The sequence below is a fragment of the Curtobacterium sp. PhB25 genome (assembly GCF_004365375.1).
GTDB lineage: Bacteria > Actinomycetota > Actinomycetes > Actinomycetales > Microbacteriaceae > Curtobacterium.
This window is the reverse complement of the sequence record NZ_SODR01000008.1, coordinates 139330-152512: the sequence shown is the minus strand read 5'-3', so window position 1 is coordinate 152512 and position 13183 is coordinate 139330. Positions and strand designations below refer to the sequence as shown.

The following is a 13183-nucleotide window of genomic DNA, read 5'->3' as shown; positions in this document are numbered from 1 at the left end:
CCCTCCGACCGGCGGCTCGGTAGCATGGCCCGGTCCCCGTCACCGTCGACCGGTCCACCCCGCGAAGGAGCCCCGATGCCCCCGACCCCTCCCCGGATCGGCCTCGTCGGCGCCGGCGGCATCGCCCACGCGCACATGCCCGGCCTGCTCCGCCTCGGCCCGGTCGTCGTGTACGCGCAGGACGGTGCACCGGAGCTCGCGGCGGCGTTCGCCCCTGCTGCAGCCGCCGTGGGGTCGTCGATCACCGTCGTCGACTCGCTCGACGACCTGTTCGCGGCCGTCGACGTCGTGGACGTGGTGACGCCGACCTTCGCCCACGCCGAGGTCGTGCGGGCCGCACTCGCCGCCGGCAAGGACGTCGTGTCGGAGAAGCCCCTCGCTCGGACCGACGCCGACGCTGCGGACCTGGTGGCCCGTGCGCGGGACGCCGGCCGACAGCTCTTCCCGGCCCACGTGGTGCGCTTCTTCCCCGCGTACGTGCGCCTGCACGACGCCGTCACCACGGGCCTCCTGGGCGACCTGGCGGTCCTGCGGTTCGTGCGCTCCGGGGCCTTCCCGACCCGCACCGCGTGGTTCGCCGACCGGGCACTGTCCGGCGGCATCGTGATGGACCAGATGATCCACGACCTCGACATCGCGCGGTCGGTCGCCGGACCCGTCACCACGGTGTCGGCGGTCGGCGTCCGTGCCGGCACCGAGGCCGAGCCGGTGGAGGCAGCACACGTCCTGCTCACGCACGAGTCCGGGGCGATCAGCCACGTCGCCGGGATCTGGGGACCGCAGCACCTCGCGTTCTCGACCGAGTACTCGGTGACGGGCACGCGCGGTAGCCTGGCGCACCGGTCGCTCGACGAACAGGACTACGTCGCCGACCTCGCGGTGCCCGACGCCGCGGACGGCTTCCTGCCCGAGGTCGACCCCGCCGACGACCCGTACGGGCTCGAGCTGGCCGAGTTCCTCGGGGCGTTCGCCGGCGGTGCCGCTCCGCGGGTGACGGCGGCGGACGGCGCCGAGGCGGTCCGGATCGCGAACGCGGCACTCGAGTCGATGGACACCGGGCAGCCGGTGTCCCTGACGACGGGAGCTCGCGCGTGACCGCTCTGAAGATCGCCGTGATGTCGTTCGCCCACACCCACGCGATCGGCTACCTCACCGCCCTCACCGCGATGCCCGGGGTCGAGGTCCGCGGTGCCGATCCGGGCGGCGTCAGCACGGGCGAGACGGTCATCGAGCTCCGCGGCCGCGACCTGGCCGACGAGCTCGGGGTCGACTACGCGGAGACGTACGACGAGCTGCTCGCCTGGGGCCCGGACGCCGTCGTCGTCACGAGCGAGAACGCCCGGCACCGCGAACTCGTCGAGGCAGCGGCCGCCGCCGGTGCGCACGTCCTGTGCGAGAAGCCGCTCGCGACCACGTGGGAGGACGGCCTCGCGATCCGCGACGCCGTTGAGGCGGCGGGCGTCATGCTCATGGTGGCGTTCCCGGTGCGGTTCACCTCGGCGTTCGACAAGCTCCGCGCGGCGCACGACTCCGGAGCACTCGGGCAGCTGTTCTCGGTCCGCGGCGCGAACAACGGCATGCTCCCCCTGACCCGGTCGTGCTTCACCGAGCCGGAACTGTCCGGCGGCGGCGCGATCGTCGACCACGTCGTGCACATCGCGGACCTGCTCGAGGGCCTGATGGGGTCGGCACCCGTCACCGTGACCGCGGTGGCGAACCGCACACTGCACGCGGCCCGGGCGCAGGCGGAGACCGCCGGACTCGTCACGATCACGTACGCGAACGGCGTCGTCGCCGCGATCGACTGCTCGTGGAGCAAGCCGGACACCTCGGCGGTGTGGGGTGGACTGACGCTCGACGTCGCCGGGACGGGCGGCACGGTGTCGCTCGACTTCTTCGGGGCGGCTGCTCGCGGGATCGTCGCGGAGACCGGGCTGCCGATCGAGTCCCGTTACGGCGCCGACCCCGATGCCGCGATGCTCCGGACGTTCGTCGACGCCGTCCGGGCGGGCGTGCAGCCGCAGCCGGACGTGCACGTCGGGCTGCGGACCCTGTCGATCGTGCTCGCGGCGCAGGAGTCGGTGGTGTCGGGCCGCACCGTGCCGGTACCCGCCGAGTAGCGACACGACACGCGGGAATGGCCCGCGACCGGCACTGCTTGACGAACCCATGACCTCGTCAGCAGAGCGCCGCGGGTGGCTCGGTGTCACGTCCGTCGCACTCGGATCCTTCGTCCTCGTGCTCTCCGAGTTCCTGCCGATCGGACTCCTGCCCGCCATCGCCGCCGACCTCGACGTCGGGATCGGCACGGCCGGGCTCATGGTCGTCGCCACCGGGCTGGTCGGTGCCGTCGCGGCGCCGGTCGTCACGGTCCTGACCTCGCGCGTGGACCGCCGTGTCGTGCTCGTCTCGTTGACCGTGCTGCTCGTGGTGGCGGACGGGCTCGCGGCGATCGCGCCCTCGTTCGGTGTCCTGCTCGTGGCCCGGATGCTCCTGGGCGTCGGCATCGGCGGGTTCTGGGCGATCGGCGCCGGCATCGCCGGTCGACTGGTGCGGCCGGCCGCCACGATCCGGGCGACCTCGCTCATCACCGCCGGCGTCTCGGTCGCGACGGTCGTGAGCCTGCCGCTCGGCGCCCTCGTCTCGTCGCTCGCCACCTGGCGGCTCGCGTTCGTCATCGGCGGCGTGCTCGGTCTGGTCGCGCTCGTCCTGCAGCTCGCGATGCTGCCGCGCATCCCCGCGCAGCAGCAGGTCCGGTTCGCGACGCTCGGCTCGCTGCTCCGCGTCCCCCGTGCCCGTGTCGGTCTGATCGCCGCCGCGTTCCTGTTCGCCGCACAGTTCGCCGCGTACACGTACATCGCGCCGTACCTGCAGGACCTGGTCGGGGTCGGCCCGGACACCGTCACGCTCGCGCTGCTGGTGTTCGGCGTCGCGGGGATCGTCGGGAACTTCGCCGCCGGCTTCACCCTGGGGCGGAGCGTGCTCGGGACGATCAGCGTGTCCAAGATCGCCCTCGCGGTCGCCGTGGTCCTGCTCCCCCTGCTCGCGCACTCCGTCGTCGGGGTGTTCGTGCTGCTCGTGGTGTGGGGGCTGGTCTGGGGCGCGTTGCCGCTCGGCATGCAGACGTGGATGTCCACCGCCTCGCCCGCCGGGTCCGAGACCGGGCTCGCGCTGTTCGTCACGACCATCCAGCTCGCGATCGCCGCGGGATCGGTGCTCGGCGGCGCAGCGGTGTCGTCGTTCGGCCTCGCCGCGGACTTCTGGTTGTCCGGAGGGGTCGCCGTCGTGGGCGCGATCGTGCTCGTCTCCCTCGGGCTGCGCCGCTCGAGCGCGGCGCCGGTCGCCGACGAGGCTCCGGCACCCGTGCCGGTGACGACCTCGACGGGTTCCGTCGCCGTCGCCTGCCCCTGACCGCCATCCGCGCCGTCAGGGCGCGGGGAGGGTGACCACGGCGTCGGCTGCGGCGATCGCCACCGGATCGTGTGCGGCGTGCACGACCACCACGCCGTCGGCAGCCTCGGCGGCGAGCGCCGCCACCACGAGCGCCGCGGACGCCGCGTCGACGCCGGCCGTCGGTTCGTCGACGAGCAGCACCCGCGCCCGCTGCGCCAGCCCGAGTGCCACGAGCGTGCGCTGCCGCTGGCCGCCGGACAACGCGTCGAGCGGGCGGTCGGCCAGGTCCGCGATCGCCATCCGCTCGAGCTGCGCGTCGACGACGACGCGGTCGTCGCGTCCGAGCGGACGCCACCAGGCCCGGTGACGCCACCGCCCCATCGCGACGGTCGCGCGGACCGTGAGCGGGAGCGTGGTCGGCGGGACGGACTGGCTCACGTGGGCGACGCCGTCGGACGGGAGGCCCGTGATGCGCCCGGCGGTCGGCCGCAGCACGCCAGCCACCACGTCGAGCAGCGTCGACTTGCCGGATCCGTTGGGTCCGGTCAGCGCGGTGACCCGGCCGGCCGGGAAGGCCGCGTCGAGGCCGTCGAGGACGGTCCGCTCCCCGCGCAGGGCGGTCACCCGCTCGAGGCGGACGGCTGGTCGCGTGTCGACTGCTGGCACCTGAACACGCTATCAGTATCGATAGTCGTTTTCATGTAGCGTCTCGGATCGTGACCTGGCTGACCGACCCCTTCACCGTCGACTTCATGGTGCGCGCCCTGACCGGCGGCGCCCTGGCCGCGGTCCTGTGCGCCGTCGTCGGGACGTGGGTGCTCGTGCGCGGGATGGCGTTCCTGGGCGAGGCCCTGTCGCACGGCATGCTGCCCGGCGTCGCGATCGCAGCGCTCACCGGAGTCCCCGCAGTGCTCGGCGCCGCCGTGAGTGCCGGGGTGATGGTGTTCGGCGTCGGGGCGCTGCGACGGCGCGGTGGCCTGTCCTACGACACCTCGATCGGGCTGCTCTTCGTCGGGATGCTCGCGCTCGGGGTCATCATCGTCTCGGCGTCACGGTCCTTCGCCACCGACGTCACCGCGATCCTGTTCGGCGACGTGCTGGCCGTCACCCGCGCCGACCTCGGCGGCCTGGCGATCGCGGTCGCCGTCGCCCTGCTCGTTGCGGCCGTGTTCCACCGACCGTTCACGGCGCTGGCCTTCGACGTCCGCAAGGCCGCGACGCTCGGCCTGCACCCCCGCCTCGCCGAGGTGGTCCTCATCGGCCTGGTCACGCTCGCCGTCGTCGCCTCGTACCGCGCGGTCGGCACCCTGCTGGTCGTCGGGCTCCTGCTCGCACCGGCCGCCGCGGCCCGCGCCTGGACGAAGCACGTCGCCTCGACGATGCTCCTCGGCGCGGTGCTCGGTGTCGTCGCCGTCCTGGTCGGCCTGCTCGTCTCGTGGCACGCCGGCACCGCGGCCGGCGCGAGCATCGCGGCCGTCGCCGTCGCCGGGGTCGCCCTGTCCCGCGCCACCGCCGCCGTCGTCCGCGGGGTCGCGCGCACCACCGCACGGAGCGACGCACACCCCGTCGACCACCCCGTCGAACACCCCGTCCGAGCACCAGCACGAGAGGCACCATGAACCACGACCCGACCACCGACCGCCCACGCACACGACTCCCGCGACTCCTGGGAGCCCTGGGCCTGACGACCGGCCTCGCGCTGACGGCCACTGCGTGCTCCACCGCGTCGACACCGCCGGCCGACGACGCCAGCGCGACCACGGCCCCGCACGGCTGGGTGGCGGGCGCGACCGAGTCCCAGGAACCCCAGCTGGGCCTCCTGGCCGTCTCCGCGACCGGCGAGACAGCGTTGCACGACCTGCTCACCGGCGAGACCACCGACCTGGACCGCGTCGGCGCAGCCGAGCACTCCGCGACCGACGGTCGGTTCCTGGTGACGAGCGACGGCGACCGCACCACGGTCGTCGACGGGGGCTCCTGGACCGTCGACCACGGCGACCACACGCACTACTACGCCGCCGAGCCGCGCGTCGTCGGGACGCTCGAGGGCGGCGGTCCGGTCCAGGTGCACTCGTCGGAGACGATGACCACGATCGCCTGGCCGGAGCGCGGCGAGGCGGTGGTGCTCGACCGCGCAGCACTCGGGCAGGGCGAGCTCGACGAGACCGCACGACTCGACGCGACCGTGCTGCTGCCGCTCGGCGAGCACCTGGTGGCTGCCGAGGGCGACACCGTCCGCGTCCTCGATGCCGACGGAGAGCAGACCGGGTCGACCGGGTCGACCAGCGCCGGACAGGCCTGCACCGACCCCGCTGGTGGGATCGTCACCCGCGCCGGCGCCGTGGTGGGCTGCGCCGACGGAGCGGTCGTCGTCGACGATGCCGGTGCGACCTCGTTCGTCGCACTGCCGGACGACGCCGAGCGTCCGACCGCCTTCGCCGCACGGGCCGGCCGCCCCACGGTCGCCGGACTCGCGGGCGACACCGGCTTCTGGTTGCTCGACGTCCGACAGGGCTCCTGGCAGCACGTGCCGACCGAACGGCCGCTGCGTGCGGTGGTCGCCGTCGACGACCAGGACGAGCACGTGGTCGGGGTCGACGACGCCGGTCGGGTGGTCGTGGTGACCGCCTCGACCGGGAAGGTCGCGACGACCGACCCCTTGGTCGCCAGCGACACCGACACCGCGCCGCTGCTGCAGCTCGACGCGCAGCGCGCCTACGTGGCCGACCCCACGGCCGCCGTCGTGCACGAGATCGACTTCGCGGACGGCGCCCGCGTGGCCCGGACCATCGAGCTCCCGTTCGCGCCCGTCGCGTTCGCCGAGGTGGGACTGTGAGCGGAACCACGCCGGTCGGGCGCACCGCGCGGGCGGTGGCAGTGGCCCTCGTCGTCACAGCCGTTGCCGTCACGACAGCCGGCTGCACCGCCGCCGGGTCGGACCGTCCACTCGTCGCCGTGACGACGAACATCCTGGGCGACGTCGTGACCGAGGTCGTCGGCGACGGCGTGGACGTCATGGTGCTCATGCCCCCTGGCGGCGACCCGCACTCGTTCGAGGTGTCCGCGCAGCAGGCGGCGCGACTCCGGAGCGCCGACCTGGTGGTCGAGAACGGCCTCGGGCTCGAGGAAGGGGTGGCCCACCACGTCCGCGCCGCGGGCGACGACGGCGTACCCGTCTTCACCGCCGGAGACGCGATCGGCGCCCTGGAGTGGACCACCGACGACGACAGCGGCCCGGACCCGCACTTCTGGACGGACCCCGCGCGCATGGTCGACGTGGTCGAGGCCCTCGACGACGAGCTGGACGCCGTCGGCATCGACGCTCCCGGCACCGAGGCCTACACCGACCGGCTCGATGCCCTCGACGACGACATGACCGCCGCGTTCGACACCATCCCCGCCGATCGCAGGGCCCTGGTGACGAACCACCACGTGTTCGGCTACCTCGCCGACCGCTACGGGTTCCGGGTGGTGGGTGCCGTGATCCCGAGCGGCACGACCCTGGCGTCCCCGAGCGCCGCCGACCTGCGTGACCTGGCGGACGCGATCGAGCACGCGGGCGTCCCGACGATCTTCGCCGACGCCTCCCAACCCGCACGCCTGGCCGAGGTCCTGGCGGACGAGGTCGACGTGCAGGTGTCGATCCGCTCGCTGGCGACCGAGTCCCTGACCGAGGACGGCGCTGCGTCGACCTACCTCGGGATGATGCGCTCGAACACCGACTCGATCGTCGACGGCCTGACGGCTCCGATTTCTAGATGAGAATGAGAATCAGTACAGTGATGCCCATAACCAGAACCAAGACCCTCCGCGCCGCAGCACTGCCGGCCGCGCTGCTCGGCACCGTTGCCCTGGCCCTGACCGGGTGCGCCACGAACGCCGCCGACGCCGAGAGCACCTCGACCCCGAAGGCGGACAGCACCCGCATCACGCTGACCTACGACGGCGGCCTGCTCGTGCTCGACCAGGACCTGCAGGTCGTGGCCGACGACGCCGTCGACGGCTTCACCCGCGTGAACCCCGCCGGCGACGGCCGCCACGTGCTCGTCACGGTGCCCGAGGGCTTCCGGGTGCTCGACACCGCAGCGGACCCGGCCCTCACCGACGAGGTCTTCCCGGCCGACACCGGTGGGCACGCCGTCGTGCACGGCGACCGCACCGCCCTGTTCGCCGACGGAACCGGCGACGTGACGACCTTCGACAACACCGACCTCGACGGCGACGCCCCGCCCGACGCCCGGACCACCGAGTCCGAGGCGGCGCACCACGGCGTCGCGATCGAGCTCGAGGACGGCACGCTCCTGACCACCATCGGCACCGAGGAGAGCCGGAGTGGCGTCCGAGCCCTGGACGCCGACGGCGAGGAACTCACCCGCTCCGAATCGTGCCCGGACGTGCACGGCGAAGGTGCGGTCCAGGACGAGGTCGCGGTCTTCGGCTGCACCGACGGCGCGCTCGTCTACGCCGACGGCGCGTTCGAGAAGCTCGACGCCCCGACCGAGTACGGCCGCACCGGCAACCTGTTCACCACGGACACGTCGTCGGTCGCGGTCGGTGACTACAACGACGACCCGGACAGCGAGGGCTACCTGCTCGACCAGATCGCCCTGATCGACGCGGCCTCGGGGAAGTACACCGTCGCGGACATGCCCGACGGGGTCGGCTTCACGTTCCGCGACCTCGCGCGCGGACCCGGTGACGAGGCCGTCGTCCTCGGTGACGACGGCGCCCTGCACACCTTCGACGAGACCAACGGGGAGCAGCTCGACTCGTTCCCCGTGATCGACGCGTGGGAGGGTCCGGCCGAGTGGCAGGACGCCCACCCCGCCGTGAAGGTCGCCGGCGACATCGCCTACGTCACCGACCCCGCCGAGCGGAAGGTCCACGCCGTGGACCTGACCACCGGGAAGGTCGTCGCCTCCAGCGACGCACTGCCGGGCGTGCCCAACGAGATCGCGGTCGCGTAGCGCTCTCGACGGGACCGTATGACGGACGGGAGGCCCGTGGCGACACCGCCACGGGCCTCCCGTCCGTCCTGGGACCGCGTCAGCCTTGCGGCGGCGCGTAGAACTGCAGGTCGTTGCCCTCGCTGTCCTTGAACGGGACGATCTTGCCCCACGGGTGCTCGCTGATCTCGCCCTGCACGTCCGCACCACGCTCGCGGATGCTGGCCAACTCGTCCTCGATCGACCCGTCCGGCTGGAACGTGATGACCGCTCCCCCTCCGCCCGACGGGCTCGCCGACTCACGGCCGTTCAGCCCGATCATCAGACCGTTCGCGTCGATCTCGCTCCAGTCGTCGGACTCGTCCGTGACCGTCAGTCCGAGGGTGTCGCGGTAGAACGCGACCGCCCGCTGCATGTCGGTGACCGGGACCCATACCGCTGCGACTCCGCTTGCCATGGTGCTGCCTTCCGTCGGTGTTGCCGTACGGCGGAGCGTAGGCAGCGGGGCATGCGGGCCGGTTCAGCGGACACCCGCACGTTCGGAAATCGGATGCCCCCTGCAATCCGACTGCGCATCGGCCCCGAATACCCTGTGCGCAACATCCGTGGCGCGCTCGACAAGAGAGGTCTCACCATGACCAGCAACGCAGCAACCGCTCGCAACCGCACCGGCTCGACGTGGACCCAGAAGGGTGCGCTCCTCTTCGGTGTCGTCTTCCTGATCGTCGGCATCGCCGGCTTCATCCCCGGGCTCACGATGGACATGGGCTCGATGTCGATGGCCGGTCACGGCTCCATGGCCCTGCTCCTGGGCCTGTTCCAGGTGTCGGTCCTGCACAACATCGTGCACCTGCTCTTCGGCATCGTCGGACTCATCGCAGCCCGTTCGGCGTCGGGCGCTCGCCTGTACCTGATCGTCGGCGGCATCGTCTACGCGGTCCTGTTCGTCTACGGCCTGTTCACGGCCGGCATGGCGGACCCCGCGAACTTCGTCCCCCTGAACAGCGCGGACAACGTCCTGCACGCGTTCCTCGCCGTGGCGATGATCGTCCTCGGCTTCGTGCTGCCGCGCATCGGCGCGCGCACGCGCTGACAGTCGACCGTCGCCTGACGCGTTCGCGCCCCCAGGCGGGCATCGCGCCCACGTGAGTCGGGGCGCGATGGCCGTACAGGGGCGCGGTGCGCGGCGGCGGCGCTCCACACGCCCACCAACCCGCGGCGTACTGTCCGTCGCATGTCCGCTCTCACCGACACGTTCACCCTGTCCAACGGCCTGCACATCCCGAAGATCGGCTTCGGCACCTGGCAGATCCCGTCCGGCGACGACGCCTACGCCGCCACGACCACCGCCCTGGACGCCGGCTACCGTCACATCGACACCGCCCTGGCCTACGGCAACGAGGCCAGCGTCGGCCAAGCCATCCGCGACAGCGGCGTCCCCCGCGACGAGGTCTTCGTCACCACGAAGCTGCCCGCCGAGATCAAGACCGCCGACGGCGCCCGCGAGGCCTTCGAGACCTCGAGCCGCAACCTCGACGTCGGCGTCATCGACCTGTACCTCGTGCACGCACCGTGGCCCTGGGACGCCATCGGCTCCGACCACCGCGACGGCAACGTCGAGGTGTGGAAGGTCCTGGAAGAGGTCTACGACGCCGGCCGAACCCGCTCGATCGGTGTCTCGAACTTCGCCGTCGCCGACCTCGAGGACCTGCTCGGCCGCACCGACGTCGTCCCGCACGCCAACCAGATCCGCTGGTTCATCGGCAACACCCAGGACGAGACCACCGCGTTCGACCGCGAGCACGACATCCTCACCGAGGGCTACTCGCCGCTCGCCACCGGCGGCCTGCTCGAGAACACGCAGATCGCCGAGATCGCGGCGAAGTACGACAAGTCCGTCGCCCAGGTCGCGATCCGCTACCTGCTCGAGAAGGACGTCCTGCCGCTCCCGAAGTCCACCACCCCGTCGCGCATCGCCGCGAACGCCGACGTCGACTTCGTGCTGTCAGCCGACGACGTGGCCGCGCTCGACGCGCTCGAGGACACCACGAACTGACGCGATCCGACATCCGGCGACACGGGAACACCGCAGCCCCGTTGCCGGTTGCACCACACGGTGCCGCAGCCAGCGGCACGACGACCTCAGGAGGCCACCATGACCACCACCGAAACCGCCATCCTCGCCGGCGGCTGCTTCTGGGGAGCGCAGCAGCTCCTCCGCCGCCGACCCGGCATCATCAGCACCCGCGTCGGCTACTCGGGTGGCGACACCCCGAACGCGACGTACCGCAACCACGGTGACCACGCCGAGGCGGTCGAGATCGTCTTCGACCCGTCGGTGATCTCGTACCGCGACCTGCTCGAGTTCTTCTTCCAGATCCACGACCCGTCGACGAGGGACCGCCAGGGCAACGACGTCGGACGCGCCTACCGTTCGGCGATCTTCTTCACCTCGCCGGAGCAGGAGCAGGTCGCGCGCGACACCATCGCCGACGTGGACGCCTCCGGCATCTGGCCCGGCAAGGTCGTCACCGAGGTCGAGCCCGCTGGTGACTTCTGGCAGGCCGAAGAGGAGCACCAGGACTACCTCGAGAAGTACCCCGCCGGGTACACGTGCCACTTCGTGCGCCCGGGGTGGAAGCTCCCGCACCGCGACGAGGCGACCGCGGCGGTCTAGCAGCGACAGACCATGAGACGGGAGGGACGGTGCCAGCTGGCACCGCGCCTCCCGTCTGCTCTTGGGTCACGCCCACTGCATCCGGCGTGCGTCAGCCGCGCGGCACCAGTGCGTCGATCGCCGCGAGCTCCTCGTCGGTGAGCGGGGCACCCGCGAGCGAGTCGAGCGTGCCGTCCAGCTGACGGACGCTCGATGCCCCGACCAGCGCCGACGTGACTGCCGGCTGCCGGAGCACCCACGTGATCGCGAGCTGCGCGAGCGTCTGCCCGCGGGCCGCAGCGATGTCGTTGAGCGCTCGCGCCGTGGTCAGGTACTCGTCGTCGATGCGGTCCGCGCCGAACCAGCGGCCCTCGGCTGCACGCGACCCCACCGGAACCGATCCGTCCAGGTACCGGTCCGTCAGCAGCCCACCGGCCAGCGGCGAGAACACGATCGCACCGGTGCCGAGACGCGTGAGCTCGTCGAAGAGCCCGTCCTCGGGGACCCGGTCGAACATGTTGTAGCGCGGCTGGTGGATGAGCAGGTGCATGTTCTCGGCGGCGAGCGCCTCGGCTGCCGCAGCGGTCTGCGCCGGGTCGTAGTTCGAGATGCCCGCGTAGAGCGCCTTGCCCGAACGGACCGCGGTCACGAGCGCGCTGACCGTCTCCTCGATCGGGGTCTCGGGGTCCGGACGGTGCGAGTAGAACACGTCGACGTAGTCGAGCCCGAGGCGCCCGAGCGACTGGTCGAGCGACGCGAGCATGTACTTGCGCGATCCCCGGTCACCGTACGGGCCTGGCCACATGTCGTAGCCGGCCTTCGTCGACACCACGATCTCGTCACGGTACGGACGCAGGTCCGACTCGAGGATGCGGCCGAACTGCTCCTCGGCCGACCCGGGAGGCGGACCGTAGTTGTTCGCCAGGTCGAAGTGGGTGATCCCGCGGTCGAAGGCGTGCAGCACGATGTCGCGCTGCGTGGCGAGTGCACGGTCGGCGCCGAAGTTGTTCCACAGGCCGAGGGAGATGCGCGGCAGCATGAGGCCACTCCTTCCCACGCGCTGGTACGGGAGCTGCTCGTAGCGGTCGGCGGCAGGCAGGTGGACGTCAGGCATCGTTGCTCGATCCGGGGTCGGGGACAGGCCATCGAGAACGCTACCGCTTCGGGTCACGCAGCCGCTTGGTCACCTGAGGGACACGTCCGGTTGGGCAGTTGTCGGGTCACACAGGACAGGATGGGACCAGCCGACCGATCGGCGGGCAGAGGAGACACCGTGGACACAGCGCCGTACTCGCAACCACTCCGGGAGTACATCGAGCAGCTCCGGACCGAGGGCTACAGCGTCGCCGACGGGCACACCGCCGACCCGGACCTCATCGACCCGCACGGCAACCCCGTCCTGACGTGGCGCGACGACTACCCGTACGACGAGCGGCTGCCGCGCGAGGAGTACGAGTACGCGAAGTACCAGCTGCAGATCGAGCTCCTGAAGTGCCAGTACTGGCTCGAGGACACCGGCCAGAAGGTCGTCGTGCTGTTCGAGGGGCGTGACGCCGCGGGGAAGGGCGGCACCATCAAGCGGTTCACGGAGCACCTGAACCCCCGCACCTCGCGCGTGGTGGCGCTCAGCAAGCCGAGCGAACGGGAACGCGGTGAGTGGTACTTCCAGCGCTACGTGCAGCACCTGCCGTCGGCCGGCGAGATGGTCCTGTTCGACCGCTCCTGGTACAACCGCGCCGGCGTCGAGCGGGTCATGGGGTTCTGCGACGACGCCGAGTACGAGTCCTTCATGACCCAGGTGCCGCAGTTCGAGCGGATGCTCGTCGACTCCGGCATCCACCTGACGAAGTTCTGGTTCTCGGTCACCCGCCGCGAGCAGCGCACCCGGTTCGCGATGCGTCAGCTCGACCCGGTTCGCCGGTGGAAGCTGTCCGACATCGACCTGCTGTCCCTCGACCGCTGGGAGGACTACACCGAGGCGAAGATGGCGATGTTCACGCGCACCGACAAGCGGTACGCGCCGTGGACCATCGTGCGGTCGAACGACAAGAAGCGCGCCCGACTCAACGCGATGCGGTACTTCCTGACGCAGTTCGACTACCCGGACAAGGCGGTCGACGTGATCGGCAAGCCGGACCCGCTCATCGTGCGGCGCGGCAAGCGGGACGTCGACATCGAGTGACGGTGG

The 13183-nt window shown here is 71.7% G+C and carries 14 protein-coding genes; 11 read left to right on the top strand and 3 right to left on the bottom strand.

Going from position 1 to position 13183, the window contains the following annotated elements; genetic code table 11:
* Positions 1-75 precede the first annotated feature (75 nt).
* Genes EDF51_RS15710 through EDF51_RS15700 form a run of 3 tightly spaced genes read left to right on the top strand, consistent with a single transcriptional unit; the run spans position 76 to position 3411 of the window.
* Positions 76-1095: a Gfo/Idh/MocA family oxidoreductase gene (locus tag EDF51_RS15710; RefSeq protein WP_134195581.1), complete on the top strand. Its 1020-nt coding sequence runs from the start codon at positions 76-78 to the stop codon at positions 1093-1095.
* A complete protein-coding gene (locus tag EDF51_RS15705) occupies positions 1092-2120 on the top strand; it encodes a Gfo/Idh/MocA family oxidoreductase (RefSeq protein WP_243837143.1) in 1029 nt (342 codons plus the stop codon). The genes EDF51_RS15710 and EDF51_RS15705 overlap by 4 nt, the downstream gene beginning before the upstream one ends.
* Positions 2121-2169: 49 nt before the next feature.
* Positions 2170-3411 carry an MFS transporter gene (locus tag EDF51_RS15700; RefSeq protein WP_131922048.1) on the top strand — a complete coding sequence of 414 codons (1242 nt, stop codon included), beginning with the start codon at positions 2170-2172 and terminating at the stop codon, positions 3409-3411.
* A 15-nt stretch (positions 3412-3426) separates the two neighbouring features.
* On the opposite strand, the gene aztA is transcribed toward EDF51_RS15700, so the two are convergent.
* The gene (aztA, locus tag EDF51_RS15695) at positions 3427-4059 is read right to left on the bottom strand and encodes a zinc ABC transporter ATP-binding protein AztA (protein ID WP_235036059.1); all 633 of its coding nucleotides are present in this window, start codon (positions 4057-4059) and stop codon (positions 3427-3429) included.
* Between the two features lie 50 nt (positions 4060-4109).
* On the opposite strand from aztA, the gene aztB reads away from it, so the two are divergent.
* Genes aztB through EDF51_RS15675 form a run of 4 tightly spaced genes read left to right on the top strand, consistent with a single transcriptional unit; the run spans position 4110 to position 8360 of the window.
* A complete protein-coding gene (gene aztB / locus EDF51_RS15690) occupies positions 4110-5012 on the top strand; it encodes a zinc ABC transporter permease AztB (RefSeq protein WP_243837142.1) in 903 nt (300 codons plus the stop codon).
* Positions 5009-6229 (top strand): ABC transporter, encoded by a 1221-nt coding sequence (locus tag EDF51_RS15685; RefSeq protein WP_134195579.1) that lies wholly within the window; start codon positions 5009-5011, stop codon positions 6227-6229. Before aztB ends, EDF51_RS15685 begins: the two co-directional genes overlap by 4 nt.
* Positions 6226-7155: a metal ABC transporter substrate-binding protein gene (locus EDF51_RS15680; RefSeq protein WP_134195577.1), complete on the top strand. Its 930-nt coding sequence runs from the start codon at positions 6226-6228 to the stop codon at positions 7153-7155. Before EDF51_RS15685 ends, EDF51_RS15680 begins: the two co-directional genes overlap by 4 nt.
* Positions 7156-7175: 20 nt before the next feature.
* Entirely contained in the window at positions 7176-8360 is a 1185-nt protein-coding gene (locus tag EDF51_RS15675; RefSeq protein WP_134195575.1) for a hypothetical protein, read from the top strand.
* 79 nt (positions 8361-8439) lie between these two features.
* Here EDF51_RS15675 and EDF51_RS15670 read toward each other — a convergent pair whose 3' ends face one another.
* Complete coding sequence (locus tag EDF51_RS15670) at positions 8440-8796, bottom strand: VOC family protein (RefSeq protein ID WP_132099339.1); 357 nt, start codon at positions 8794-8796, stop codon at positions 8440-8442.
* A gap of 177 nt (positions 8797-8973) precedes the next feature.
* On the opposite strand from EDF51_RS15670, the gene EDF51_RS15665 reads away from it, so the two are divergent.
* From EDF51_RS15665 to msrA, 3 genes are all read left to right on the top strand, one after another.
* The gene (locus tag EDF51_RS15665; protein ID WP_111086495.1) at positions 8974-9432 is read left to right on the top strand and encodes a DUF4383 domain-containing protein; all 459 of its coding nucleotides are present in this window, start codon (positions 8974-8976) and stop codon (positions 9430-9432) included.
* A 141-nt stretch (positions 9433-9573) separates the two neighbouring features.
* A complete protein-coding gene (locus EDF51_RS15660; protein WP_134195573.1) occupies positions 9574-10395 on the top strand; it encodes an aldo/keto reductase in 822 nt (273 codons plus the stop codon).
* Between the two features lie 99 nt (positions 10396-10494).
* Positions 10495-11016, top strand: coding sequence for a peptide-methionine (S)-S-oxide reductase MsrA (msrA, locus tag EDF51_RS15655; protein WP_134195571.1), 522 nt, complete (start codon positions 10495-10497; stop codon positions 11014-11016).
* Between the two features lie 91 nt (positions 11017-11107).
* Here msrA and EDF51_RS15650 read toward each other — a convergent pair whose 3' ends face one another.
* Complete coding sequence (locus tag EDF51_RS15650) at positions 11108-12109, bottom strand: aldo/keto reductase (RefSeq protein ID WP_131844884.1); 1002 nt, start codon at positions 12107-12109, stop codon at positions 11108-11110.
* A 159-nt stretch (positions 12110-12268) separates the two neighbouring features.
* On the opposite strand from EDF51_RS15650, the gene ppk2 reads away from it, so the two are divergent.
* Complete coding sequence (gene ppk2 / locus EDF51_RS15645) at positions 12269-13177, top strand: polyphosphate kinase 2 (protein WP_123339522.1); 909 nt, start codon at positions 12269-12271, stop codon at positions 13175-13177.
* Positions 13178-13183: the final 6 nt, after the last annotated feature.

Coding starts and splice junctions, on each gene's coding strand:
- EDF51_RS15710 (WP_134195581.1), top strand. CDS start 76: ATGCCCCCGACCCCTCCCCGGATCGGCCTCGTCGGCGCCGGCGGCATC.
- EDF51_RS15700 (WP_131922048.1), top strand. CDS start 2,170: ATGACCTCGTCAGCAGAGCGCCGCGGGTGGCTCGGTGTCACGTCCGTC.
- EDF51_RS15685 (WP_134195579.1), top strand. CDS start 5,009: ATGAACCACGACCCGACCACCGACCGCCCACGCACACGACTCCCGCGA.
- EDF51_RS15675 (WP_134195575.1), top strand. CDS start 7,176: ATGCCCATAACCAGAACCAAGACCCTCCGCGCCGCAGCACTGCCGGCC.
- EDF51_RS15670 (WP_132099339.1), bottom strand. CDS start 8,796: ATGGCAAGCGGAGTCGCAGCGGTATGGGTCCCGGTCACCGACATGCAG.
- EDF51_RS15665 (WP_111086495.1), top strand. CDS start 8,974: ATGACCAGCAACGCAGCAACCGCTCGCAACCGCACCGGCTCGACGTGG.
- EDF51_RS15660 (WP_134195573.1), top strand. CDS start 9,574: ATGTCCGCTCTCACCGACACGTTCACCCTGTCCAACGGCCTGCACATC.
- msrA (WP_134195571.1), top strand. CDS start 10,495: ATGACCACCACCGAAACCGCCATCCTCGCCGGCGGCTGCTTCTGGGGA.
- EDF51_RS15650 (WP_131844884.1), bottom strand. CDS start 12,109: ATGCCTGACGTCCACCTGCCTGCCGCCGACCGCTACGAGCAGCTCCCG.